21 protein-coding genes and 2 pseudogenes are annotated in these 24,243 nt (G+C 50.4%); 16 read left to right on the top strand and 7 right to left on the bottom strand.

What is annotated here, in order from left to right:
- Positions 1-78: 78 nt before the first annotated feature.
- The 4 genes and pseudogenes from ACTHTG_RS04375 to ACTHTG_RS04360 form a co-directional block, all read left to right on the top strand.
- A pseudogene (locus ACTHTG_RS04375) lies at positions 79-1,377 on the top strand (TonB-dependent receptor domain-containing protein); the annotation flags it as partial.
- Between the two features lie 445 nt (positions 1,378-1,822).
- Positions 1,823-2,017 carry a YgaP family membrane protein gene (locus ACTHTG_RS04370; protein ID WP_003746314.1) on the top strand — a complete coding sequence of 65 codons (195 nt, stop codon included), beginning with the start codon at positions 1,823-1,825 and terminating at the stop codon, positions 2,015-2,017.
- A 12-nt stretch (positions 2,018-2,029) separates the two neighbouring features.
- Complete coding sequence (locus tag ACTHTG_RS04365; protein WP_049336809.1) at positions 2,030-2,551, top strand: rhodanese-like domain-containing protein; 522 nt, start codon at positions 2,030-2,032, stop codon at positions 2,549-2,551.
- A gap of 79 nt (positions 2,552-2,630) precedes the next feature.
- A complete protein-coding gene (locus ACTHTG_RS04360; protein ID WP_049336810.1) occupies positions 2,631-2,933 on the top strand; it encodes an ArsR/SmtB family transcription factor in 303 nt (100 codons plus the stop codon).
- A 208-nt stretch (positions 2,934-3,141) separates the two neighbouring features.
- Here the strand turns inward: ACTHTG_RS04360 and ACTHTG_RS04355 are convergent, their stop codons facing one another.
- From ACTHTG_RS04355 to ACTHTG_RS04345, 3 genes are all read right to left on the bottom strand, one after another.
- Entirely contained in the window at positions 3,142-3,606 is a 465-nt protein-coding gene (locus ACTHTG_RS04355) for a hypothetical protein (protein ID WP_049336811.1), read from the bottom strand.
- A 269-nt stretch (positions 3,607-3,875) separates the two neighbouring features.
- Positions 3,876-7,280 carry a transcription-repair coupling factor gene (gene mfd / locus ACTHTG_RS04350; RefSeq protein ID WP_049336826.1) on the bottom strand — a complete coding sequence of 1,135 codons (3,405 nt, stop codon included), beginning with the start codon at positions 7,278-7,280 and terminating at the stop codon, positions 3,876-3,878.
- 131 nt (positions 7,281-7,411) lie between these two features.
- On the bottom strand, positions 7,412-8,104 hold the full coding sequence (locus ACTHTG_RS04345) for a VIT1/CCC1 transporter family protein (protein ID WP_004519991.1): 693 nt from the start codon (positions 8,102-8,104) through the stop codon (positions 7,412-7,414).
- Positions 8,105-8,401: 297 nt separating this feature from the next.
- Here ACTHTG_RS04345 and ACTHTG_RS04340 point away from each other — a divergent pair, with 297 nt between their 5' ends.
- The 4 genes from ACTHTG_RS04340 (at position 8,402) to ACTHTG_RS04325 (ending at position 11,335) form a co-directional block, all read left to right on the top strand.
- Complete coding sequence (locus ACTHTG_RS04340) at positions 8,402-8,548, top strand: hypothetical protein (RefSeq protein WP_049336812.1); 147 nt, start codon at positions 8,402-8,404, stop codon at positions 8,546-8,548.
- A gap of 191 nt (positions 8,549-8,739) precedes the next feature.
- On the top strand, positions 8,740-8,940 hold the full coding sequence (locus ACTHTG_RS04335) for a hypothetical protein (RefSeq protein ID WP_004519993.1): 201 nt from the start codon (positions 8,740-8,742) through the stop codon (positions 8,938-8,940).
- An 89-nt stretch (positions 8,941-9,029) separates the two neighbouring features.
- Positions 9,030-10,427 carry an aspartate ammonia-lyase gene (gene aspA, locus ACTHTG_RS04330; protein WP_049336813.1) on the top strand — a complete coding sequence of 466 codons (1,398 nt, stop codon included), beginning with the start codon at positions 9,030-9,032 and terminating at the stop codon, positions 10,425-10,427.
- A 245-nt stretch (positions 10,428-10,672) separates the two neighbouring features.
- A complete protein-coding gene (locus ACTHTG_RS04325; protein ID WP_070588404.1) occupies positions 10,673-11,335 on the top strand; it encodes an NAD(P)H-dependent oxidoreductase in 663 nt (220 codons plus the stop codon).
- 177 nt (positions 11,336-11,512) lie between these two features.
- Here ACTHTG_RS04325 and ACTHTG_RS04320 read toward each other — a convergent pair whose 3' ends face one another.
- Together ACTHTG_RS04320 and ACTHTG_RS04315 are read right to left on the bottom strand one after the other, a co-directional pair.
- Positions 11,513-13,858, bottom strand: a complete 2,346-nt coding sequence (locus tag ACTHTG_RS04320; protein WP_308538498.1) for a FepA family TonB-dependent siderophore receptor — start codon at positions 13,856-13,858, stop codon at positions 11,513-11,515.
- A gap of 232 nt (positions 13,859-14,090) precedes the next feature.
- Positions 14,091-14,309 carry a YdcH family protein gene (locus ACTHTG_RS04315; RefSeq protein WP_003746288.1) on the bottom strand — a complete coding sequence of 73 codons (219 nt, stop codon included), beginning with the start codon at positions 14,307-14,309 and terminating at the stop codon, positions 14,091-14,093.
- Positions 14,310-14,530: 221 nt separating this feature from the next.
- On the opposite strand from ACTHTG_RS04315, the gene ACTHTG_RS04310 reads away from it, so the two are divergent.
- Together ACTHTG_RS04310 and glyA are read left to right on the top strand one after the other, a co-directional pair.
- On the top strand, positions 14,531-14,905 hold the full coding sequence (locus ACTHTG_RS04310; protein ID WP_039862199.1) for a hypothetical protein: 375 nt from the start codon (positions 14,531-14,533) through the stop codon (positions 14,903-14,905).
- 133 nt (positions 14,906-15,038) lie between these two features.
- Positions 15,039-16,289, top strand: coding sequence for a serine hydroxymethyltransferase (gene glyA / locus ACTHTG_RS04305; RefSeq protein ID WP_004520001.1), 1,251 nt, complete (start codon positions 15,039-15,041; stop codon positions 16,287-16,289).
- Between the two features lie 70 nt (positions 16,290-16,359).
- Here glyA and ACTHTG_RS04300 read toward each other — a convergent pair whose 3' ends face one another.
- Both ACTHTG_RS04300 and yddG read right to left on the bottom strand, forming a co-directional pair.
- On the bottom strand, positions 16,360-17,670 hold the full coding sequence (locus ACTHTG_RS04300; protein ID WP_004520002.1) for a sulfate adenylyltransferase subunit 1: 1,311 nt from the start codon (positions 17,668-17,670) through the stop codon (positions 16,360-16,362).
- A gap of 129 nt (positions 17,671-17,799) precedes the next feature.
- Entirely contained in the window at positions 17,800-18,714 is a 915-nt protein-coding gene (yddG, locus tag ACTHTG_RS04295; RefSeq protein ID WP_039862220.1) for an aromatic amino acid DMT transporter YddG, read from the bottom strand.
- Positions 18,715-18,896: 182 nt separating this feature from the next.
- Between yddG and ACTHTG_RS04290 the strand changes: the two are divergent.
- The 6 genes and pseudogenes from ACTHTG_RS04290 to ACTHTG_RS04265 all read left to right on the top strand — a co-directional run bounded on the left by ACTHTG_RS04290 (position 18,897) and on the right by ACTHTG_RS04265 (position 24,157).
- Positions 18,897-19,321 (top strand): annotated as a pseudogene (locus tag ACTHTG_RS04290) (MarR family winged helix-turn-helix transcriptional regulator).
- 15 nt (positions 19,322-19,336) lie between these two features.
- Entirely contained in the window at positions 19,337-20,206 is an 870-nt protein-coding gene (locus ACTHTG_RS04285; RefSeq protein ID WP_070588398.1) for an ABC transporter six-transmembrane domain-containing protein, read from the top strand.
- A gap of 27 nt (positions 20,207-20,233) precedes the next feature.
- Entirely contained in the window at positions 20,234-20,557 is a 324-nt protein-coding gene (locus tag ACTHTG_RS04280; RefSeq protein ID WP_004520006.1) for a DMT family transporter, read from the top strand.
- 190 nt (positions 20,558-20,747) lie between these two features.
- A complete protein-coding gene (locus tag ACTHTG_RS04275; RefSeq protein ID WP_049344187.1) occupies positions 20,748-22,538 on the top strand; it encodes an assimilatory sulfite reductase (NADPH) flavoprotein subunit in 1,791 nt (596 codons plus the stop codon).
- Positions 22,539-22,987: 449 nt separating this feature from the next.
- On the top strand, positions 22,988-23,494 hold the full coding sequence (locus ACTHTG_RS04270) for a hypothetical protein (RefSeq protein ID WP_003685697.1): 507 nt from the start codon (positions 22,988-22,990) through the stop codon (positions 23,492-23,494).
- Positions 23,495-23,584: 90 nt separating this feature from the next.
- Positions 23,585-24,157, top strand: coding sequence for a hypothetical protein (locus ACTHTG_RS04265; protein ID WP_004520009.1), 573 nt, complete (start codon positions 23,585-23,587; stop codon positions 24,155-24,157).
- Positions 24,158-24,243: the final 86 nt, after the last annotated feature.

Genomic DNA, 24,243 nt, shown 5'->3' with positions numbered 1-24,243 from the left:
CGATCTATCAACCATCTGAGGGTGGTATCAGATTGATGGGGTGAAGGTGCCCCATCAACCATTAAATCCGTATACCCTTATCAAAAAGAGCAGACCTACAATCTGGAATACCGTGGCCGCAACGTCGGCTTCATCGACAAAATCGACGCCAATGTCTTCCAAATCAACACCGACGACACCAAACCGCCTAAAGGCGCTCCTTCTCCAAAAGCCCAAGCTTCCGGCACGGCGCAAGGCGGCGTTCCCATTGGCCAGCTTGAGTTAAGCAAAATCAAAGCAACCGGCGCGAATCTGAACCTCGCCAGCTCTTTCGGCGACGGACACATGGTGAAATACGGCGTCAACTACCGCCACGAAACCTCCGAGCCGTCCGACAAAGGCGCGTGGCTGAAGATTCTCGGCCTGTATGACCGCGACAAAGAGAAGAAATCCGAATACGGCGTGTACGCGGAAGGTATCTGGAACCTGCACCCCGTTACCCTGACCACCGGCCTGCGTTACGACCATTTCAAATACAACGCCGCCAGCAGACAAAGCGCGTCCCACGGCCAGCTCAACCCCAGCATCGGCGCGATTTGGGACATCAACGACAACTTCTCGCTCTTGGCAAACCTCAATCAGGCAAGCCGCGCGCCCCGCCTGAACGAAGCCCTGTTGGCTAACGAACGCGCAGGCGCCGCCGCCGATTTGGACAGCAACCTCAAAGCCGAAACCGCCCGCCGTGCCGAACTCGGCTTCAAATGGCGCAACGATAACTTCAACGTCAGCGGCAGCGTGTTCCACCAACGCATCAAAGACCTCATCGTCTACCGTTGGGCAAAAATCAACAACAACACCGCCTCCATCACCGAACGCGGCAAGATTTACAACGGCGGCACGCTCAAAACCTACGGCTACGAACTTGACGCATCCTACCGCTGGGGCGGTCTGACCGCGCGCGCCGGCGTGTCCTACGTCAAACCCCGTCTGAACGGCGAAATGTACTACGGCGAAAGCCCGATTCAAGCGGAAGACCACGAAAGCTCGTTCACCTTCTGGAACACCGGCCGCCAATGGCTGACCGGTCTGTCTTATCAGTTTGAAAACCCCAAACTCGAAATCGGCTGGCGCGGCCGCTACGCCCAAAGCGTGAAATACACCGACGTCGCCCGCGGACAAGGCACGATACACGGCAAGAAATCAGGCTACGGCGTACACGACATCTACGCCAACTGGCAGCCGCTGAAAAAAGACAACCTGAACGTCAACTTCGCCGTCAACAACATCGGCAACAAGCAATACCGTTCGCACAGCCAACGCTTCCCTGACGGCAACGGACGCATGCCCTTCTACGAACGCGGCCGCGAGTTTGCCTTGGGCGTGAACTATCGTTTCTGATGATACGAACGACGTTATAAAGAAACCAAAGGCCGTCTGAAATTCAGTTTTCAGACGGCCTTTTATAATTCGTAGACAATTTGATTTTAAAGTATCTCCTCTCCCTTTCTAGTTACACAACGGATTATCCAGTCTTCAAATCTTCTCCATTGGGCTTCTTTTCCAAATCGGTCATGATTTGATTCCTTCTGAAAACTGACTACCAATTCTTCCAATATAAATAAAATATTATATAGATCATCTCCAGTGCCGTCTGAAAATATAAGGCTGTATTTTTACATTTAACCATGACGTTGGAGTTTAAAAATACAATCCAAATATTCATTACACTTTTACTGTAAACCATTTGACAAAGTCATCTTTAAAGCTATAATATTTCTCATATATGATTTTTGTTATATATATTTATTGATAGACAATTCATTCTGAAACAAGGAGCAATAAAATGAAACGAAACTTGGGTACTTTGGATCGCGTAATCCGTATTGTTATCGGCGTAGCGCTGATTGCTGCAGCCGCTACCGGACAAATTGGCTGGTGGGGTTGGCTGGGCATCGTCCCTCTGGGCACAGCACTGATTGGCAACTGCGCACTGTACAGCTTATTGGGCATCAACACCTGCCGCATCAACAAAAAATAACGAAGACAAAACATGAGTACGGTCGGACAACTCCCGCGAATCACGCCTTCCGAAGCTACGGCAAAAATCCGTGAGGACGCGTTGGCAGTCGATATCCGAAGCCAAGCCGAATATCGGGGCGGGCATATTGGCGGTGCATTATCCCTTCCGCCTGAACAGCAGCGAGACAAACTGCCCGATGATACAGCCCCATGCCTGATTTTTTATTGCCTGAGCGGCAAACGTACAACACGGGCAGAAACAATATTGTCAGTGCTTGGCCAAGGTCGAGAATGCTATATTCTAGAAGGCGGCTTACAGGCATGGAAGGCTGCAGGGCTTCCTACTGTTGCCGACCGTGCCGCACCGGACATCATGCGGCAGGTGCAAACCATTGCGGGCAGTTTGATTCTGTTGGGCGTGCTGGCAGGTTGGCTGGTATCGCCTTGGTTTTATCTGATAGACGTAATGGTCGGTGCAGGCCTGTTAACGGCGGGGTTAACCGGATTCTGCGGCATGGCACGCCTGCTGGCCAAAATGCCATGGAATCATTAAGCAAAGGCCGTCTGAAAGTTGCTGCTAAGACTATTATGACTGATAATTCGACCTCCTCATTTGCCGACAAGCGTGAAAAATGACCACTGCCGACAATCAACCACCCTACGAAGAAGCCACCGCTTTTCTCAAACTACTGGCCAATCCCAACCGCCTCGCCGTATTGTGCAAACTACATGAAAGGCCGCACAATGTAACCGAGTTGGCTGAATCATCCGGACTGCCACAAGCGGCAATGTCCAGCCAATTAGCCCTACTGCGTGAAGCCGGTTTGGTATCGTTTGAAGTGAACCATCGGGAACGGCAATATTACATTGCCGACCCGAGGGTAACCAAGATGATACAGTTGCTGTATTCCTTTTTCTGCGCAGAAAAATCTTGAAATATTGCCGGAATAGGAAGGCCGTCTGAAAATTTTTCAGACGGCCTTTATTGTATTTATTTTCAGATGACCTTTTTATACTGCTTCTATATTTACACTTAAAGCTCGCGTGCGTACCGCACACACCCTGCCTACAGGTTTAATGCAGGCTATGGCTTGCTATCGTGTGCCACTTGAAATAAACAACGTAAATATGAGCGTGTGTTGTTTAATGTGGATTGTTAGGGACTAATCTGATTCCTGCTGCTTCCAATCTAATTTCAGGCCTTCCTGTCATAAAATCCCAATCTTTTGGCATGGTGGATTTGAGTTTTAAATTGAAGTCCATAAACTTTGCTTCTTCTTTCGTAATATGTGCCACCTTCCAATTTTTCTGTAATGCATGCGCCAATTCTTCTTGTGTATATTTTTGCTCCTTAATTAACTCTTCAAGCTTTTCAACTATATACGCACAAGGGACAACGTGCTCAATACGACCCTGAACCCCATCTAATAATTTTTCTGATTTCCCTAAAGAAATAAAATACTCTTGTGGGTGTAATAAAGAATCGAATATTCGGCTATGGTAACCTATTCGTACTCCTGTACTCTTTTCGTGTTCAACTAAATTTGTAATATGACGAACCAGCAATAAACAAGTTTGAAAAATTAGCTTATTTTTTTCATCTAGCATTTTATTGTCTCCAAATAATTGTTTGTCTGAATAAATTTAATCTAAATGTTAGATTGTAACCCGATATTATCGTTGAAATAACAATAAATTGCGATGACGGAGCGTTTAAGCAAGTCATAGCCTACATGAAGTCTATTTATAGTGAACGTTTGGGACGCACGCGGTTAAAAGATTTGACAAGATTAATTGCTTTTATATTCCATATCGTCTTTATAAAGGGTCGTCTGAAAGCTGAAAAATCATTTCAGACGACCTTTTTTCACTAGCCTCTACTTTGCTATCACCCTGTCTTTCAAAGTCTTCAATACGTTCTTCACCGTATTAATCCGCACTTCGATATTTTCCATCTCTGCGGTAAATCGCAGCTTATCGGCTCCGGCAAGGCGGTATTTTTTATCTTTTTGAATCAGCAGGATGATTTCGGTTGGATCGACATTGTTATTTTTACCAAAGGTTACCGTTACCGCTTCGCTGGTCGCATCAATGGCATCAATGCCTAATTCTTTTGCCGCAAGCCGTAAGTGGTGGCTTTCGATGAGGGTTTTGACGGGTTGTTCGGGCAGGCCGAAGCGGTCGACGAGTTCTTCGTGTATGGCGTTGATTTGCTGCACGGTTTCGCAGACGGCAAGGCGTTTGTAGAGGACGAGCCGTTCGTGGATGTCGGGGCAGTAGCTTTCGGGCAGCAGGGCGGGGCTGTGCAGTTTGATTTCGGTGGTGATGCCCAGCGGCGCGTCGAGGTCGGGCTGGCGGCCTTTTTTGAGGTCGCGCACGGCTTGTTTGAGCATTTCGGTATAGAGTGTGAAGCCGACCTGTATCATTTCGCCGGACTGCCCTTCGCCGAGGATTTCGCCGGCGCCGCGGATTTCCAAATCCTGCATGGCGAGGGTGAAACCTGCGCCGAGTTCGTCTGCCGCCGCGATGGCGTCGAGGCGTTTTTCTGCGTCTTTGGTGATGTATTCGGGCGTGAGCAGGTAGGCGTAGGCTTGGTGATGGCTGCGGCCGACGCGCCCGCGAAGCTGATGCAGTTGCGCCAGCCCGAATTTATCGGCGCGGTTGATGATGATGGTGTTGGCGTTGGGGATGTCGATACCGGTTTCGATGATGGTGGAACAGAGTAACACGTTGAATCTTTGCTGCAAAAAGTCGCGCATGACTTGCTCCAGCTCGCGCTCGCGCAGTTGTCCGTGCGCCACGCCGATGCGGGCTTCGGGTAGCAGGGTTTCCAGCCGCTCGCGCATGTTTTCGATGGTATCCACTTCGTTGTGCAGGAAAAACACTTGTCCTCCGCGTTTGAGTTCGCGCAACACGGCTTCGCGCACGCTGCCTTCGCTGAAGGGTTTGACAAAGGTTTTGACGGCGAGGCGGCGGCTGGGTGCGGTGGTAATCAGCGAGAAGTCGCGCAGACCTTCGAGCGCCATGCTGAGGGTGCGCGGAATTGGCGTGGCGGTCATGGTGAGGATATCGACATTGGCGCGCAGGCGTTTGAGCTGCTCTTTTTGGCGCACGCCGAAGCGGTGTTCTTCATCGATAATCACTAAACCTAAATTTTTGAATTTGATGTCGTCCTGCACCAATTTGTGCGTGCCGATAACGATATCGACCGTACCGTCCGCCATGCCTTCCAGCGCGGCTTTGGTGGCTTTGCTGTTGTTGAAACGCGAAAGGCTGGCGACTTTCACGGGGAAATCGGCGAAGCGGTCGGCGAAGTTTTGCGCGTGCTGCTCGACCAGAAGCGTGGTCGGGGCAAGTACGGCGACCTGTTTGCCGCCCATTACCGCCACAAACGCGGCGCGCAGGGCGACCTCGGTTTTGCCGAAGCCGACATCGCCGCACACGAGGCGATCCATAGGTTTCGCCTGCGTCAAATCTTTAATCACGGCGGCAATGGCGGCGGCCTGGTCTTCGGTTTCTTCATAGCCGAAACCGTCGGCAAACGCCTGATAGTCCATCTCGTTGATTTCAAACTTGTATCCCGATTGGGCAGCGCGTTGGGCGTAGAGATTGAGCAACTCGGCGGCGGTATCGCGCGCTTTTTCGGCAGCTTTGCGTTTTGCTTTGTTCCACGCGCCGCTGCCGAGCTTGTGCAAAGTAACGTTTTCATGCGCCTGACCGGAGTAGCGGCTGATTAAATGCAGCTGCGAAACAGGCACATAAAGCTGCGCTTCGCCCGCGTATTCGAGCAACATCATTTCGTTGGTTTCATCGCCCAAGTCCATTGTGACCAAGCCCATATAGCGCCCGATGCCGTGTTCTTCGTGTACAACAGGATCGCCGATATTGATTTCGGCAAGGTCGCGCAACAGGCCGTCTGAAACGGCGGCGTGTTTCTTACGATGATGTTTGCGTGAGCGGGCAACATATTGATAAAGATCGGATTCGGTAATGACCGCGATGTTTTGATCTTCTAATTTAAACCCGTAAGCCAACGGCGCCACTGTAATCATCAGCGGCTCATGTGCCGACAAAAAGCCCTGCCAGTCGGATACACTTTTGACTTTTAAGCCGTTTTGCTGCAAGAAACCGAGCATGGTTTCGCGCCGTCCCAGACTTTCGGCACACAGCAAAATCCGTCCTTCAAAGGCCGTCTGAAAATCCTTCAATGCCTGCAACGGCTCGTCGGATTGGCGGTTGACGGCAAGGTCGGGCAGGGTGTGTTCCTTGCCGGAAACATCGGGCAGCACTTGTCCGTAGTTTTTCAGATGGCCTGCAAAGACATCAGAAGAGAGATACAAATGCTGTGGAAGCAAAGGCGGATATGTTTCATCGCCCTGTGCCATGGCGTAACGCGATTTGACGTCGCTCCAAAAACGGTTTGCCTCGGCATGAACATCGCCCAAAGAGACAAACAGCGCATCTTCGCCGATATAGTCAAACAGCGTTTCCAGCTCGTTTTCAAAAAACAGCGGCAGATAATATTCCACGCCCGCGCCGAAGTGGCCGTTGCTGACGGCTTTGTACACAGCGGCATCGTTCGGATTGCCATCGACTTCCTCACGAAAGCGGCTGCGGAAAATCTTTTGCGCCTCGCTGTCGGTGGGAAACTCGTGCGCCGGTAGCAGGCGGATTTCGGAAACGGGGGAAATGGTGCGTTGCGTTTCAGTATCGAAGGTTTTAATGCTGTCGATTTCATCGTCAAACAAATCGATGCGGTACGGTATTTCGCTGCCCATCGGGAACAAATCGACTATACCGCCGCGCACGGCAAACTCGCCTGCCGCGACAACATGGGAAACATGGTTATAACCTGCATCCACCAAATCACTTTTCAGACGGCCTATATCCAAAGTCTGCCCTGTTTTCAGCCAAAACGTACGCCCTGCCAGAAACGGCACGGGTGGCAGCTTCTGCATCGCCGTGGCAACCGGTACGAACAACACATCCGCAGTGCCGCTTTTAATCTGCCACAATGCTGACAAGCGCTCCGACACCAAATCCTGATGCGGTGAAAAACGCTCGTAAGGCAGCGTTTCCCAGTCCGGCAGGAATACCGCCGTATCGTGCGGACGGAAAAACAGCCAGGCCGTCTGAAGGCGTAGCGCCTGTTCCGCATCTTGGGTCAAGACAACCTTGAGCTGCTTATGCGGCAGATAACGCGCCAAAGCCAAGGGCAGCGAGCCTTGAGACAGATTGAGCCAACGGGATTTTTCACGAGGTTTGGGAATCGGATAGGTCATGACAAAACAGTTTGTAAGTAAGTAAATACAAGCACCATAGGCCGTCTGAAAAATTTTCAGACGGCCTTTAGCGATCAAATAGATTTTCAATTTTACTGGATACAGGTTTAAAAGAATATAAGCCCTTACATTCAGACGGCCACGCCGGCCAGTTTTCCAATAAATCCGGTTATCACCAATGCCGCAACGCCCCATAGGCACACGCGCAAAACGGCGGGAACAACAGGCGCGCCACCGAGTTTGGCGGAGACATAGCCTAGTCCTGCCAGTCCGCACAAAGTGGAAACTGCCAAGGCCGGAACAATGGCGCTAGAAGCTGTCAATGCGACCAGTAACGGCAAAATCGCGCCGGCACAAAATGAAGCGGCAGAAGCCAGCGCAGCCTGCATGGGACGGGCGGAAGAAGCTTCGGTAATGCCGATTTCGTCACGCGCGTGGGCGGCGAGCGCATCGTGTTCCATCAAGGCTTTGGCCACCTCTGCGGCAAGCGCATCGGACAAACCGCGGAGGCGGTAAATTTCCGTCAGCTCTTCCAACTCCGCATCAGGATTATTTGCCAACTCAAAACGCTCTTTGTGTAAATCGGCTTTTTCCGTATCCGATTGGCTGGACACAGAAACGTACTCCCCCGCCGCCATTGATACTGCGCCCCCGATAAGCGCCGAAACGCCCGTCAACAGCAGGGTTTGGAAATCAGGCGCGGCAGCGGCTACGCCCGTCAACAGCGAGGCAGTGGAAATCAGGCCGTCATTGGCACCCAATACGCTTGCCCGAAGCCAGTTGTTGCGGTCGCTGAAATGGCGTTCGCTGTGGTGTGAATACATATATGCTCCGATAAATTGGCTGTTTCCAGATGATGATAACATTGTATTGTTTTTTGAAATCAATGTCAGTTTATCCCTTCAAATCAAGCATTCTTAAATCTTTCTGCTGCCATTTCAAACCATAAAACCAACACTCCTCTTTGGATTTTTTCAGACGGCCTTAACGCTTTTACAAGCAAATTTATTGTTCCAAGTCATGGCATTATCACAAGGCAGTTTTGTGCTGCTTGGTTTATTCGTTTAAAGATGCTATCTTTATGAATCTTTCCACTCCTCAATCCATTGAAAGGATGTATCATGGCCGAAGAAAACAAAATCAAAGTAAACGATTTGCCTGAAGATAAAAAAGAGCAAACCGAAGAAACCGAGCTGCCCGTTATCAACAACGAAGAAAAACGCGGCGGTCATGGCGAAGGCGGTTGCTGCGGCGCATGCGGCGGCTAATCTTCCCGACAAAGCCCCCAAGGCCGTCTGAAAAGTCTTACTTTTCAGACGGCCTTTTCCTTTCTAAACAATTACAGGTAAATCAATGAAAGGATGCGGGAGAAGAATTTAAACCCAACCGCGTTTGTGCTACATTCACATCTTTACAAACCACAACAATCTGCACACGCAGACACACAAGGAAGAAAAAAATGTTTTGGTATATCGTCAGCTTTTTCGCCATTATCGTTTCCCTGCTCGCCCTCTGGGTCAACGCCAGCGCGTTCGGTATGCAGGATGACGGAACGCCACAATCCGAATATGAAAAAATGTTGGGCCTGGGTGCGAAGCTGAAAGACAAAGATACGGTTGCCAAGGAACGCGAAGCAGCGCGCCTTCACCCTGACGATTAAGCCTTACCGACTGGACAATCTTGCCAAACTGGGCTAATGTTCCAAACGCATAACGCACACCAACACAACTATACGAGAAGGTAAGAGAAATGACTGTACGAATCGAACACGATTTATTGGGCGACCGCGAGATCCCTGCTGAAGTATATTGGGGCATCCATACTTTGCGCGCCATTGAAAACTTTAAAATTTCCACGCAAAAAATTTCCGACGTACCGCAATTTGTCCGCAGCATGGTCATGGTTAAAAAAGCCACCGCGCAAGCCAACGGCGCATTGGGTGCCATCAAGCCGGAAATCGCGGCCGCCATCGAAAAAGCCTGCGATGAAGTATTGGTCAAAGGCCGCTGCCTCGACCAATTCCCGTCCGACGTTTATCAAGGCGGCGCCGGTACTTCGGTCAACATGAATACCAACGAAGTCATTGCCAACCTCGCATTAGAAGTCTTGGGTCACGAAAAAGGCCACTACGACATCGTCAATCCGATGGACCATGTTAACGCCAGCCAATCCACCAACGACGCCTACCCTACCGGCTTCCGCCTTGCCGTGTATTACAGCATCGGCGAATTGCTCGACAAACTGGCCATCTTGAAAAACTCTTTTGCCGCAAAAGCCGAAGAGTTTAAAGATGTTTTGAAAATGGGCCGCACCCAGCTTCAAGATGCCGTGCCGATGACTGCCGGACAAGAGTTTCAATCTTTCCAAGTGTTGTTGGAAGAAGAAATCCTCAACCTCGACCGTACCCGCTCCCTACTGCTTGAAGTCAACCTCGGCGCCACAGCCATCGGTACCGGCGTGAATACGCCTAAAGGCTATGCGGCTTTGGTTGTTGAGAAACTCTCCGAAGTCAGCGGCCTGCCTTGCAAACTGACTGAAAACCTGATCGAAGCGACCTCCGACTGCGGCGCATATGTGATGGTACACGGCGCATTGAAACGCACAGCCGTCAAACTGTCTAAAATCTGTAACGACTTGCGCCTGCTCTCTTCCGGTCCGCGCGCTGGTTTGAAAGAAATCAACCTGCCTGAATTGCAGGCCGGTTCTTCCATTATGCCTGCCAAAGTCAATCCCGTGATTCCCGAAGTCGTCAACCAAGTCTGCTTCAAAGTCATCGGCAACGACACCACCATCACTTTCGCAGCCGAAGCAGGTCAGTTGCAGCTGAACGTTATGGAGCCGGTCATCGCCCAATGTATGTTTGAAACTATTTCCCTCTTGGGCAATGCCGCGGTCAACCTGTCCGACAAATGCGTCAAAGGCATTACGGTCAACCGCGAAATCTGCGAACACTACGTCTTCAACTCCATCGGTTTGGTCACTTATCTGAACCCATACATCGGCCACCGCAATGGCGACTTGGTCGGAAAAATCTGCGCCCAAACCGGCAAAGGCGTGCGCGAAGTCGTACTGGAGCGCGGCCTGTTGAGCGAAGAAGAGCTCAACCGCATCCTCTCTCCAGAAAACCTGATTAATCCTCATCTGTAATTAGGATTTGAAATCAAAGGCCGTCTGAAACTTTAACGTTTAAAGTTTCAGACGGCCTTTTCGTATTGATATTGATATTTATCGAATTTTTTTTGCGAAATTCAGAATTAAAAGATAGCCTGACCGTCAGGTTTGATTTAACATGGTGTTGCCCCAGCCTGTTTCCTCCTTAAGGTTATGCCGGTAATGATGCCTCAAAAGGAACCGGATATTGGAATAACATCTTCATTTATTAGGAAAACCAGATGAATCAAATTACACGCGAACAAATGCTGCAAGTATTCGAAAATCGCTGCTCCACCCGTTATTACGATCCCAACAAAAAAATCAGCCAAGAAGATTTTGCAGCGATTCTAGAATTTGCCCGCCTCTCCCCAAGCTCCGTCGGCTCCGAGCCATGGAAATTCTTGGTGATTCAAAACAAAGCCCTGTGTGAGAAAATCAAGCCTTTCAGCTGGGGGATGCAATCGCAACTGGATGACTGCAGCCATCTGGTGATTATCCTTGCCAAGAAAAATGCCCGTTACGATACCCCGTTCTTCCGCAGTGTTGCCGAACGCAGGGGCCTGCAAGGAGAGCAACTGGAAAAAGCATTGGCAAGATACAAAAGCTTCCAAGAAACCGACATTAAAATTGCCGACGACCAACGCGCACTCTTTGACTGGAGCGGCAAGCAGACCTATATTGCTTTGGCCAATATGCTTACAGGTGCAGCGGCCATCGGCATCGATTCCTGCCCAATCGAAGGCTTCAACTACGACAAAATGAACGAAGTATTGGCAGCAGAAGGCCTGTTTGATGCCAACGAATGGGGCGTATCCGTAGCGGCAACATTCGGCTATCGCGCCAAAGAAATCACTAAAAAATCACGCAAGCCGATTGATGAAATGGTGACTTGGGTCGAATAAGTAGTTTGTATTCTCAGGGCGGCAAAACCGCCCTTTTACTTTTCCAAAAAGAGAAGCAAATTCCGTAACAACAAATACTTCTAAATTTAAAATCAGAAGGCCGTCTGAAACCATGTGTCAGAAATCCTAGATTTCATTTCACACCGTTTCAGACGGCCTGATTTAATACGCTTCTACTTAAAACGATACTTTCAAACTGCCGTAGAAGGCACGGCCATGCTCGTTGTAGGTCTGCGCGCCGTTGCCGGTGCGGTACAGTTTTTTGTCGAACAGATTGCTGATGCCGCCGCGCACGGCCACGCGTTTGTTCCAGTTGTAACCGGCGTTGATGCCCCAGATGCTGTATCCGCCCAAAACGGTTTGGTTGCGGGCTGAAGCCAGGGTTTCTCCGCTGCCGCCGCTGCCGCTTTGTTCGATGTTGTTGATGGCGACCGAACGCGGTTTGGTGCGGCCGTATTGGGTGAAGGTCAGGTTGGCGTCAAAGCGTTCGTTCGGCGTCCAGGCCAGCGTGCTGTTGATAGTGAACTTCGGAATCAGCGACAGGGGGTTGCCTTTGTAGTCTTCCGATTTCTGCATGTAGGTGAAGTTGTTGCTCCATTTCAGCGTGTTGTGCAGGGGGATGACGAGGTTGCCCTCCAGGCCGGAAACAGTCGCCCTCGGTGAGTTGTCCCATTGGTAGAGGATGCCTGAGCTGGTGCTGCTGCGGGCTATGATTTCCGTGCCGGTGATGATTTTGTTGCGGTAGGCATTGTGGAAGTAGGTTGCCGAGGCCTGCCAGCCGTTTTTTTCGAATTCGATGCCGATTTCCTTATTGACGCTGGTTTCGGGTTTTAGGTTGGCATTGCCCATAAAGTAGCAGTGTGGGTCGCTGCCCAATTCCACGGGGCAGCCGTTACCGCGCGTGTACAGGATGAATTCGGGGTTGCTTTGGTACAGGTTGGGGGCTTTGTAGGCGCGCGCGATGCCGCCTTTGACCAGCCAGTTTGCGCCGATCTGCTGGGAGAAGTTGAGCGCGGGACTCCAGTTGCCGCCGCTTTTGCTGTTGTGGTCGTAGCGCAGGGACGGTATCAGTTTGGTGGACGGGGTCAGCGAAATATTGTCTTCGACATAGATTGCCTTGTTCTGCTGCGATGTTTTGCCGCCACGTATGGCGGAAACGCCCGGGAAGGTCGATGTTTGGCCTTGGTCGGTAAAGCCTTGGCGGTTGGATGAGGGATCGTCCAGTTTGCTGTCGGTAAATTCCGCACCGACGGTCAGTACGTTTTCTACGCCGAGTTTGAACGGTATGTTGGCCTCGCTGCTGAAACGCAGGTTTTTCAGACGGCTTTGGACGTATTCCGTGCCGACATAGCTGCCCTCAGGCCCGCCTGCCAAACCTTCGGGCAGGTGGCTGTTGGTGGTGCGTTCGTAGCTCAATACGTTTTTGGTGTCGCCCCAGTCCCACGCGCCGTCATGGGTCAGGGCGTAGGAGGAACGGTAGAGGCGAGCGGTTTCCTTAATGCCGCTCCGGTAAATTTCGCGCAGGGTCGAATCGGTGTCGGAAATCACCACGCCTGTGGCAGTATCTGTAATGACGGTCCGTGTATTGGCAGCATTGGAATTTTGCGAATCGCCGTTGTAGATATTGCCCTGACGGCTGTAGCTGCTGTCTAAAATCAGGGTTTGTGACGGACTGATTTTCCATTGTAGGCGGCCGGCTATGTCTTTATTCTTCACACCTTCCACCCCTGCCGCTCCATAGGTGGTGTTGGTAACAGTGCGGGTTTGTCCGGCAGGCACAACGACACGTCCGCGTTCCCGTATCGGGCCGTTTTTCGTAGTAACAGTGGTGATAGAATCGCGGTTAATGTCTGTGGAATCGGCATCGGTTTTGTTGAAATTGCCGTAGATACGGAAGCCCAATACGTCTTGGATAATCGGCCCGCCAAGGTTGAAGCCGACACGGTTGGTTACCCCTTCCTTGCTGTCTTGCGGCTGGTTAGTGTAATAGTTCACTGATCCTTTGAATTCTTTCGGTACTTTTTTGGTGACAATGTTGACCACGCCGCCCATCGCACCCGAGCCATAACGCGTTGCCGCCGGACCGCGCAAAACGGTGATGGATTCAATTTCTTCAACCGGCACCCAGTTGCTGTCGCCGCGCGTATTGCGTTCGCCGCGCATACTGATACGCTCGGATTGGCGCGAGTTCACAGGCTTGCCGTCAATCAGAATCAATGTGTTTTCAGGGCCCATACCGCGCAAGTCGATTTGGCGTTTGTTGCCACGCTGACCCGTCGCTGTATTGCCGGTCAGGTTGACGCCCGGCATGGTGCGGACAAATTCGGAAATATCGTTGACGGCCGGACGCTTGTCAATGTCGTCTTTCGAAATACGCGATACGCCGAGCGATTGCTGCAACTGCTTCTCGGCAGTAACGTAAACGGTATCGACTTCAGCCTGCTCAACTGCTTTCTCTTCAGCTGCGTGTGAGAATGCACTAATTAACGCCAAAGGCAAAATGGCGAGTGTGAATGTTTTCATTGCATCGTTTCTCTTTAACTTTGTTTGTTAAAAATCAAAATAAAAATTATTCGAGATTTTAAATAAACTTAACAGAGTTTTCAATGCAATTAAGAGTGATTTACAATTATTCGTTAAATTAAGCCAATAAAAATAACCAAATGCCTAATAATTAAAAAGGCCGTCTAAACCGGCATGAAAGGGAATCTGAGATTTCCATCATACCGTTCAGACGGCCTTATTCAAATTTTAATTATTTGCCTGCTGCTTTTTGCAAAAGGGCATACAATTCGTCTTTGAGTTTGAGTTTGGCTTTTTTCAGCTCCTCGATTTCTTCGGCGCCGCTGGTTACCACGTTATTCACCAAACCGGTAATTTTATCGTCCAGCTCGTTGTGCTCCTCAAACAAACGGGCAAAGTGTGCATCCTCTTGTTTCAGTTTAGAAATCAGATCGCGATATTCTGGAAACATTTTGTTTTCCTCTCTTGTTAATTAAATAAAAAAGTACTGCTGCCAAAAACTAGGACGAATTAATCTTTAGCTTCATTATAACAAACACGGGCGTTTTATCCAGTCTTTTTTAAGCCGAAACTGTTTTATGTCAAAATTAATAATATCACCATTAGCCATCGTCCCAATGGAAAGAAACAGGTTTCTAGACGGTTTGCCGACTTGGGCATACAATCGGGCTTATGCGTTTACACAATGGCCGAACCACCCTATTCCGTCATATCAACGGCATGGACGGACAATTTATCCTGCTTGAAAACCATCCTTCATGGATGCCGGTCAATGATGCCGATTTCAACCATGCTGCCCCCTTGCCTGACGGTTTGGCCGTGCACGAAGAATCATTTTATCCATTTGAAAAAATAGATGCCGCCGAATCGGCAGACAATATCAAAATCTTCAGCGAAGAAGCTCTACGGTTGGAGAAAGAACGATTAAATGCAGTAGCCTTGGTAGAACTGGCAAAAAATCTTAAAGCCGCCCAAGCCGAATCCGATTTGGTCGCACTTCTGGAAAAAATGGATTTTCATTTAAAACAAGATGATATTTTCAAATAAACCCTTCAATCTCAGGCCGTCTGAAACCAAACACCCGACACAATTGTTGACAATGCAAGAAAAATAGTTCATCTTGAACCAATCCGCAGCACTCCATCCCATATTTTCAGCCCATCACAAAGGAATCGAGAACATGTTTTCAAAAAGCGTTACCCTCGCACAATATGACCCCGATTTGGCAGCAGCCATCGCCCAAGAAGACAAGCGCCAGCAAGACCACGTCGAGCTAATCGCCTCTGAAAACTACGTCAGCTGTGCCGTTATGGAAGCCCAAGGTTCGCAATTGACCAACAAATACGCCGAAGGCTATCCTGGCAAACGCTACTACGGTGGCTGCGAATACGTTGATATTGTCGAACAATTGGCGATTGACCGCGCTAAAGAGTTGTTTGGCGCAGAATATGTCAATGTCCAACCGCACTCCGGCTCGCAAGCCAACCAAGCCGTATATGCTTCAGTTTTGAAACCGGGCGACACCATTTTGGGCATGTCTCTGGCACACGGCGGCCACTTGACCCATGGCGCAAGCGTTAACATCTCCGGCAAACTCTACAACGCCATTACTTATGGTTTGGATGAAAACGAAGTTCTCGATTATGCCGAAGTAGAACGCTTGGCGCTTGAACACAAACCTAAAATGATTGTGGCCGGCGCATCTGCCTATGCGCTACAAATCGATTGGGCAAAATTCCGCGAAATCGCCGATAAAGTCGGCGCATACCTCTTTGTCGACATGGCGCACTATGCCGGCCTGATTGCTGGCGGCGAATATCCTAACCCCGTACCATTCTGCGACTTCGTAACCACCACCACCCACAAAACCCTGCGCGGCCCTCGCGGCGGTGTGATTTTGTGCCGTGACAATACCCACGAAAAAGCGCTGAACTCTTCTATCTTCCCAAGCCTGCAAGGTGGTCCGTTGATGCACGTTATCGCTGCCAAAGCCGTGGCGTTTAAAGAAGCGTTGCAACCTGAGTTCAAACAATACGCAAAACAAGTGAAAATCAATGCTGCCGCTATGGCGGAAGAGTTGGTTAAACGCGGTTTGCGCATCGTTTCCGGCCGTACTGAAAGCCACGTTTTCCTCGTTGACCTGCAACCGATGAAAATCACCGGCAAAGCCGCCGAAGCCGCTTTGGGCAAAGCTCATATCACCGTCAACAAAAACGCCATCCCGAACGATCCGGAAAAACCATTCGTTACCTCCGGCATCCGCATCGGCTCCGCCGCCATGACCACACGCGGCTTTAACGAAGCCGACGCGCGCGTATTGGCAAACTTGGTTGCCGACGTATTGGCCAACCCTGAAGACGAAGCCAACCTCGCCAAAGTCCGCGAACAAGTGACTGCTTTGTGCAATAAATATCCGGTTTACGGCGCATAAGCATTTCGCCTTGGATAAAATAACAGGCCGTCTGAAACTTCAGACGGCCTTTTTTTATTGCAACTTTCTTTTAAATTTCAAAACTGTTTGTTTCACTGACTTTGCGTATCATGCCTGCTGCGACAGTATGGTTGGTGGCTTCGTCAATCAAAATAAACGCGCCTTGTGCATGGTTGTCTTCGTATGCGGCAGCAGAAAGCGGCTGCTGGGTTTTGAGGCTGACGCTGCCGATGTCGTTGAGCTTGAGCGTTTCGGCGGATTCGACGCGGCTGAGGGTGTTCACGTCCCAAACATAGGCAATTTCGCTGATTTTTACGGGCGTGGTTTGGGTAGTGTGCTTCAGCAAATATTTGCGGCGCAGATTGAGCGGAATATCGTCAAACCAGCAAAGCGCGGCTTGAAATTGTTGTTCGGGAACAATGGCGCTGTCGGCTGAAACAATACTGTTGCCGCGTGAAATATCGATATCGGTATCCAAAACGACAGTCAACACTTCCCCTGCCTCGGCAGATTCGGTTTTACCGTTTGCATTATAGATTTCGGCAACTTTGGCAACATGGCCGCTGGGTAAAACTTTAACTTCATCGCCCACTTTCAGACGGCCTGCTTCCAATCTGCCTTGATAGCCGCGGAAGTCGTCGCTGCTGCTGCCATCTTGGCGCGCCACGCGTTGTACGGGAAAATGCGCGGCTTGGTCAGCGGCATTTTGACGGTTGACAGGTAGGCTTTCAAGCAAAGGCAAAAGCGGCAAACCTTCATACCACGCGGTTTGGCTGCTGGCATTGACGATATTGTCGCCTTTTAAGGCGCTGATGGGTAGGAAGTGGATTTGTGCTTTGAGGCCGATTTGTTCCGCCAGTTTTCGATAGGCCTCGATAATGGCTTGATATTTGGCTTCGTCAAAGTCGAGCAGGTCGAGTTTGTTGACGGCGACGATGATGTTGGGGCAGCCCAGAAGTTTTAGAATCGCGCTGTGGCGTTTGGTTTGGGGCAGGAGGACAGGCTCGCTGCCGGAAAAATCGACGCGCGTGGCATCGACCAAAATAATGGCGGCATCAGCAGTTGATGCGCCGGTAACCATATTGCGCGTGTATTGCTCGTGTCCCGGCGTGTCGGCAATAATGAATTTGCGTTTGGGCGTGGCGAAATAACGATAGGCCACGTCAATGGTAATGCCTTGTTCGCGCTCGGCGGCAAGGCCGTCTGTCAAACTGGCAAAATCAGGCGTTTCGCCGTTTTCAGTGGCACGGTTGAGCTTGTCAATCTGGTCGGTCAGTAAGGTTTTGCTGTCGTAGAGCAGGCGGCCGATGAGGGTGGATTTGCCGTCATCGACACTGCCAGCGGTAATGAAGCGTAAAAGCGGAGCGGAAGCTACGGTCATGATTCTTTCCCATTTCTCGTGATTTCTCAAACTGACTGCTACTTTAAACAGGCCGTCTGAAAATGGGAAAGAATGTTTGGTTGTTAAAAAAGCTGTTTTCGTTATATCGCAAAACTATGGGATATTACCTCACACCATCCGTTTTCTCCGGGTCGCCAACCAACATACAATCGACCCTAAGCACACCATTCCCGCACCCTGCCAAAATGTCATGGACAAAGGCGCGCTAATCAAAAATGATGACACTACCGCAGACAATACCGGAATGAAATAAGATGCGCCTGCCAATACGGTCAGGTTGCCGCGCGAAATACCGATATTCCACACTGCATAGCCCAAGCCCATACAAGACGCGGCGGCAACGGCATAGCCGAGCGATACGGAATCAAAACTCAACGTATCCGCGCCGCTGAGAAAATACTCTATCCACAACAATATCGACACCAGCGCAAAGAAAAAGCCGACGCTGCTGCCTTCCGCTTTCACGCGCGCCGTCAGCGTACAATATGCCGCCCAAAACACCGCATCCGCAAATGCCATGATGTAGCCGCCGGGATTGGTGCGGACATTGTGGTAGATGCCGGAAATTGACAAGCCGACATCGCCGCCCAATACAGTGGCAATCCCTAAAAACGACAGCACAAAGCCGATGACTATCCACCATTTTGACGGCTGTTTGTTGAAATATACCGCTCCGACGATGGTAAACGTCGGCCACAAATAATTGACCATGCCGATTTCCACCGCCTGTCTCGCGTTTTGCGCAAAACCGACCGAGAGCGACAAACACAGTTCGCAGCCGACAAAAAACACACTCGCCCAAAACAGATAGCTGCGGTTGTAATTGCGTAAATGCGGCCGGCCGAAAATCAGCCAAATCAATACGGTGGACAGGGTGTACATCATTGCCGCTCCGCCCACTGCCCCCATATGCAGGCTCAAAGAGCGTATCAGAGAAATGACAAAGCTCCACAAAGCAACGGCAAGCAGCCCGATGGCAGTGGCTTGTTTAGAGGAGATGTTTTGAGATAAGAAATGAATCATGGCGTATGTGCTGAAGATGGTTTTATTAGGTTTATCGTAGTTTGAATATATCGTTTCTACATTAATTATTTTAACGGTTTCAAGGCCGTCTGAAAATGATTGTTTCAGACGGCCCTCCATTTGCAATTAGTCCTAAACATGACTATAATCCGCATCCAATTAGTCAATATTGAGACCAATTTATGAATCAGCTCGACCAACTCGGCATGCGTATCAGCCACATAGACAGCGCATTTGACCAATGGATTAAACAGCAAAACACCAACTCAATACCTTCGCCGTTCTCTACACCTTGGCCACCGAAGGCAGCCGCACTCAAAAACACATAGGCGAAGAATGGAGCCTGCCCAAGCAAACCGTTTCCGGCACATGCAAAACGCTGGCGGAACAAGGCTTGCTGACATTTCACGAAAGCGAACAAGACAAACGCGAACGCTTATTGTCGCTGACCGAGCAAGGCAAAGAATCCGCCGCACCATTGGTGCAAAACATGCAGGAATTCAGCAAACGAATTTTTACCGCCTTCGGTGAAAAACGTGCAGCCCGACTGTTTGCCGATTTGGACGCGTTGGCCGAATTAATGGCGCAAACCCTCAATACTAAATAAGGAAGGAGGGCAACCATGTGGAAAATGTTGAAACACATCGGTCAAACACACCGCCGCAAACTCATCACAACCTTCTCTCTCGTCGGCTTGGATAATCTGCTCTTGCTGGTATATCCCGTGTTTGGAGGCTGGGCGATTAATGCCGTTATGGAAGGCAACGTCTGGCAGGCAATGTTGTATGGTGTGGTGGTCTTATTAATGTGGATAATCGGCGCCGCCCGAAGGATAGCCGATACGCGTACATTTACCAAAATCTATACTGAAATAGCCGTCCCGGTCGTTTTGGAACAGCGCAAGCGAGAAGTACCGCATTCCGCCATTACCGCACGCGTTGCCCTATCGCGCGAGTTTGTCAGTTTTTTTGAAGAACACCTGCCCATCGCTGCTACTTCGCTGGTCTCCATCTTCGGTGCATGTATGATGTTGCTGATATTGGAATTTTGGGTGGGCGTATTGGCTGTCGCGATACTTGCCCTGTTTTTATGGTTGCTGCCGCGTTTTGCCGCCATCAGCGAAAACCTATATTTCCATTTAAACAATCGGTTTGAACGCGACAACCACCTTATCCGCGACGGCAACGAGCATCAGCTCTACCGCCACTATGGCTGGTTTGCCAAACTACGCGTGCTGATTTCCAACCGCGAAGCCTTAGGCTATCTCAGTATCGGCATGGCGATGAGCGTATTGTTCGGCTTCGCCTTTATACACATGACGCTTAAAGGCTACGGAAGCGCCGGCCATATCTATTCCGTCAGCACTTATTTATGGATGTTTGCAATGAGCTTGGACGATGTACCGCGCTTGGTCGAACAATACTCCAATCTAAAAGATATCGGACAACGCGTTGAACTCTCGGAAGAAAACAATCTTTCTAAGGCCGTCTGAAACCTTAACACACTATCAGGACATATTATGAGTTGGTTTTATTTAATCTTAGCCGGTATGCTGGAAATCGGCTGGCCATTGGGCTTGAAGCTGGCACAACAGGAAGGCTACCGCTGGCATGGCTTTGCCGCCGCGCTTGCCTGCATCGTCGGCAGCGGATACTTCCTTTACCTTGCCCAAAAAAGTATTCCGATGGGTACAGCCTACGCCGTCTGGACAGGCATAGGCGCGGCAGGGGCTTTTTTGGTAGGCGTTGTATTTTTCAACGATGCTGCCAACTTCGGCCGCTGGCTTGGCGCATTTCTCATCATCTCCGGCGTCGTAGTGATGAAACTCTCCAGCGGAAACTGAAAATCTCGTTTCTATCCAATCCAAGGCCGTCTGAACAGGTATGCTCAGACGGGCTAATACCTTCCCGAATATAACGAAATCATCTTAAATTAAAACCAAGCATTCTTTCCTTTTTTCAGACGGCCTGTTTAAAGTGGCGACTGTCCATTATTCAAACAATCGGTTATAGCCGTCCAATAAAGGAATCCAAATGAGCCAAGCCAATCCGCTTCCCCCCGAACTCTCCGTCCAACTCTCCACACTATCCCCCACCCAACTTGCCTGGCTCTCCGGCTATTGCTGGGCGCAAAGCCAAGGCGTATCCGGTATAGTAGCCGAACCATCTGCCCTGCAAACGGCCGCTTCGGCAGTCAGCCGCCGCGTGTTAGTCCTCTCCGCCTCCCAAACCGGCAATGCCCGCAGCGTTGCCGAATCCCTACACGCCAAACTTCAAGCCGCCGGCGTAGAAGCCCGCCTCAGCAGCGCAGGCGATTTCAAAAGCAAAACCCTGCCCGACGAAGACATCGTCCTTTTGGTTACCTCCACCCAAGGCGAAGGCGAACCGCCCGAAGAAGCCCTACCCTTGTACAAATTCATCTACGGCAAAAAGAAACCTGATCTCAGCAAACTCACCTTTGCCGTCTTGGGCCTTGGCGATTCCTCCTATCCCAACTTCTGCCAAGCAGGCAAAGACTTTGATGCCAAATTTGCCGAACTGGGTGCAGGCCGTCTGAACGACTTGGGCATTTGCGACTTAGAATTCCAGGCCGATGCCGACGCATGGATTGCCGCCGTCGTACCCAAAGTGGCTGAGTTAACCGCCCAAGCAACAAGTCCAAGTACAACCGCTGCACCAAACAGCTCAGCCACACCAAGCAACGATGCCATCTACACCAAAGAAAACCCCTACATAGCCACCCTATCCGTGCGCCAAAAAATCACCTCGCGCGACGCGGAAAAAGACGTCGAACACATCGAAATCGATCTCAGCGGCTCAGGTTTGTATTATCAGGCAGGCGACGCGCTCGGCGTATGGCCGCTTAATTCCGCCGACCTCGTTCAAGAAATCCTCGACCTCAACCAACTGAACGGCAACGAAACCGTCCAACTTTCAGACGGCCGCGAAACCGACATCCGCACCGCCCTGACCGAATCCGCAGACATCACCCAAAACACACCGGCATTCGTCCAACAATACGCCGAATTAACAAACAACGAGGAACTCAAAACCATAGTTGCAGATAAAGCCCAACTGGATGCCTACCTCGCCGCCACACCGCCCGTAGGCGTACTTGCCGCCTATCCGCACCCACTGGACGCACAAACCCTATACAGCCTCTTCCGTCCACAAACCCCTCGCCTTTACTCCATCGCCTCCGCACAAGATGAAGTCGGCGAAGAAGTCCACCTCACCATCGGCGTCGTCCGTTTCGACCACCACGACCACACCTACACCGGTGCAGCTTCCGGCTACTTGGGCGAACGCCTCGAAGAAGGCAGCGAAATCCGTGTCTTTGTCGAACCCAACCCCAACTTCTGCCTGCCCCAAAAGGGCGATACACCCATCATCATGATCGGCGCAGGCACAGGTGTTGCCCCCTTCCGCTCCTTCATGCAACAACGCGCCGCCAATGGCGACAGCGGCAAAAACTGGCTCTTCTTCGGCAACCAACGCCTAGCCGACGACTTCCTCTACCAACTCGAATGGAGCGATTGGCGCAAAGACGGCCTCCTCACCCGCGCCGACCTCGCATGGAGCCGACAAGGCGAACACAAAGTCTATGTCCAACACAAAATCACCGAACGCGCCGCCGAAGTTTGGAACTGGCTGCAACAAGGCGCACACATCTACGTCTGCGGCGACGCTACACGCATGGCACGCGATGTCGAAAACGCCCTGATCGAAGTCATCGAAACCCAAGGCAAACTCAGCCGTGACGAAGCCGAAGACTACCTCAACGACCTGCGCGAAGACAAACGCTACCAACGCGACATTTATTGATTGGATAAACAAAAATAAAGGCCGTCTGAAATTCAGTTTTCAGACGGCCTTTTTAAAGAGCCTGCTCGGATTGTTATCAATTCACCCGGTTTTGCATTATAATTGTGCAAATTTGACTCACTCGAAAGAAAATAAATTGGAAGGATTACAACAACTTGTAGATTTATTGGTGGGTTTTGTCGATTGGATATTGAAATTACTGGCATTCTTGTTTTAAACTACGTTCCATTCTTTTATACATTAAAGACGTATTTTCATCATGCAAACCGCGCAACGCTCTGCTACTTTCTTCTATTGGTACCACACAAACGTGCGGTACTTTTTTGCGCTTGTCTAAAACAGACCAAATTGAAAATACGCAAATTAGAGCCGCCTCATTTGAGCGGCTTTTTTTATACCCACCATGGCCGCTTAAATCCACCCATTTTTAAGAAATAAGGAATACAGCCATGACTGCCTCAACTAAAATCCACAGCCAAACACAAATGTTACACACCTGCCGCATGGTCGTTGACAGCAACAGCCACCACAGCATGCTCAACATGCACACTTTGCCTGATTCGCCTGACAGCCTCATCAGCGAAGCCCTGATTCCGCAAGTACGCACCATCGCGACCTTGATTGCCGCAGAGCGCCACGACTTCAATCAAAGCAGCCCCAACGTTTTTACTGATGAAGCGGATTTCTTCGCAGCGCGTATTTTGGTTTTGGGCGTACGCCGTTTCCATTTGGACATTACCCTGCTGCCTATGCTCAAAACCGCCAACAAACGCGCCGAAGCTTTCGCCAAACGCCATCACATGCCCTTCTCTCCCGCTGAAATGCAAATGTCCCTGCACACCCGCCGCCCTGCCAACCTGCTGATTATCGAAACCGAACACGAAATGCCCGCACTGGGCAATCTGGCTGCCAACAGCCGTGCATTTGCAGCGCAACTTTCCAATATTATTTTGTAAAACTACTTGAAAAACAGGGAAATGGTTTAATATTAGGCGAACACACTCCGCCGAAATCTCGGCAAAGACAAACTTCTCTCAGGAAAAACAATGAAAAAACTGATTGCCTTAGCCGCCCTTTCCACTTTTGCCCTTGCTGCCTGCAAAGACAATACCCAAGCGCAGCTTGAGCAGCAACAAAAACAAATCGAAGCATTACAACAACAGTTGGCACAACAAAACGGCCAACAAGAAGACAATACGGTTTACCAGCTCACGCCTGAAGCCGTGAAAGACACCATTCCTGCCGAGGCACAAGCCAACGGCAACAACGGCCAACCGGTAACCGGTACAGACGGCCAACAATATATCTACGACCAATCCACCGGCAGCTGGCTGCTGCAAAGCTTGGTGGGCGCGGCAGCCGGTGCATTTATCGGCAACGCATTGGCCAACAAATTCACACAGGCAAGCAATCAAAACAGCCCGATTGCACGTCAAGCCCGTGCCAACTATTATCAAACCGCACGTCCAAACAGACGCACCAGCCAACAGCTGAATACGCGCACCCTGCGTGCCCAGCAACAAAACGCTCAACAGCAACAGCGTTACCGCGAAACCGCGCGTCAGCCTTCCAACTACCGCCGCCCAAGTATGGGTCGGGGCTTTGGCCGCCGTCGCTGATTCGGTTTATATTCCATCTTTAATATAAATACGCACAATATAAAAGGCCGTCTGAAAATCTGATTTTCAGACGGCCTTTGGTTTTC

Origin of the sequence: Neisseria sp. P0017.S009, from assembly GCF_051957375.1 — a bacterium.
GTDB classification, from domain to species: domain Bacteria; phylum Pseudomonadota; class Gammaproteobacteria; order Burkholderiales; family Neisseriaceae; genus Neisseria; species Neisseria perflava.
Note: the sequence above shows the minus strand (reverse complement) of the source record. Positions and strands in the feature narration are given on the sequence as shown.

Excerpts from the sequence above, each read along its gene's own strand:
- ACTHTG_RS04370 (WP_003746314.1), top strand. The coding sequence starts at position 1,823 with ATGAAACGAAACTTGGGTACTTTGGATCGCGTAATCCGTATTGTTATC.
- ACTHTG_RS04365 (WP_049336809.1), top strand. The coding sequence starts at position 2,030 with ATGAGTACGGTCGGACAACTCCCGCGAATCACGCCTTCCGAAGCTACG.
- ACTHTG_RS04360 (WP_049336810.1), top strand. The coding sequence starts at position 2,631 with ATGACCACTGCCGACAATCAACCACCCTACGAAGAAGCCACCGCTTTT.
- ACTHTG_RS04355 (WP_049336811.1), bottom strand. The coding sequence starts at position 3,606 with ATGCTAGATGAAAAAAATAAGCTAATTTTTCAAACTTGTTTATTGCTG.
- mfd (WP_049336826.1), bottom strand. The coding sequence starts at position 7,280 with ATGACCTATCCGATTCCCAAACCTCGTGAAAAATCCCGTTGGCTCAAT.
- ACTHTG_RS04345 (WP_004519991.1), bottom strand. The coding sequence starts at position 8,104 with ATGTATTCACACCACAGCGAACGCCATTTCAGCGACCGCAACAACTGG.
- ACTHTG_RS04340 (WP_049336812.1), top strand. The coding sequence starts at position 8,402 with ATGGCCGAAGAAAACAAAATCAAAGTAAACGATTTGCCTGAAGATAAA.
- ACTHTG_RS04335 (WP_004519993.1), top strand. The coding sequence starts at position 8,740 with ATGTTTTGGTATATCGTCAGCTTTTTCGCCATTATCGTTTCCCTGCTC.
- aspA (WP_049336813.1), top strand. The coding sequence starts at position 9,030 with ATGACTGTACGAATCGAACACGATTTATTGGGCGACCGCGAGATCCCT.
- ACTHTG_RS04325 (WP_070588404.1), top strand. The coding sequence starts at position 10,673 with ATGAATCAAATTACACGCGAACAAATGCTGCAAGTATTCGAAAATCGC.
- ACTHTG_RS04320 (WP_308538498.1), bottom strand. The coding sequence starts at position 13,858 with ATGAAAACATTCACACTCGCCATTTTGCCTTTGGCGTTAATTAGTGCA.
- ACTHTG_RS04315 (WP_003746288.1), bottom strand. The coding sequence starts at position 14,309 with ATGTTTCCAGAATATCGCGATCTGATTTCTAAACTGAAACAAGAGGAT.
- ACTHTG_RS04310 (WP_039862199.1), top strand. The coding sequence starts at position 14,531 with ATGCGTTTACACAATGGCCGAACCACCCTATTCCGTCATATCAACGGC.
- glyA (WP_004520001.1), top strand. The coding sequence starts at position 15,039 with ATGTTTTCAAAAAGCGTTACCCTCGCACAATATGACCCCGATTTGGCA.
- ACTHTG_RS04300 (WP_004520002.1), bottom strand. The coding sequence starts at position 17,670 with ATGACCGTAGCTTCCGCTCCGCTTTTACGCTTCATTACCGCTGGCAGT.
- yddG (WP_039862220.1), bottom strand. The coding sequence starts at position 18,714 with ATGATTCATTTCTTATCTCAAAACATCTCCTCTAAACAAGCCACTGCC.
- ACTHTG_RS04285 (WP_070588398.1), top strand. The coding sequence starts at position 19,337 with ATGTGGAAAATGTTGAAACACATCGGTCAAACACACCGCCGCAAACTC.
- ACTHTG_RS04280 (WP_004520006.1), top strand. The coding sequence starts at position 20,234 with ATGAGTTGGTTTTATTTAATCTTAGCCGGTATGCTGGAAATCGGCTGG.
- ACTHTG_RS04275 (WP_049344187.1), top strand. The coding sequence starts at position 20,748 with ATGAGCCAAGCCAATCCGCTTCCCCCCGAACTCTCCGTCCAACTCTCC.
- ACTHTG_RS04270 (WP_003685697.1), top strand. The coding sequence starts at position 22,988 with ATGACTGCCTCAACTAAAATCCACAGCCAAACACAAATGTTACACACC.
- ACTHTG_RS04265 (WP_004520009.1), top strand. The coding sequence starts at position 23,585 with ATGAAAAAACTGATTGCCTTAGCCGCCCTTTCCACTTTTGCCCTTGCT.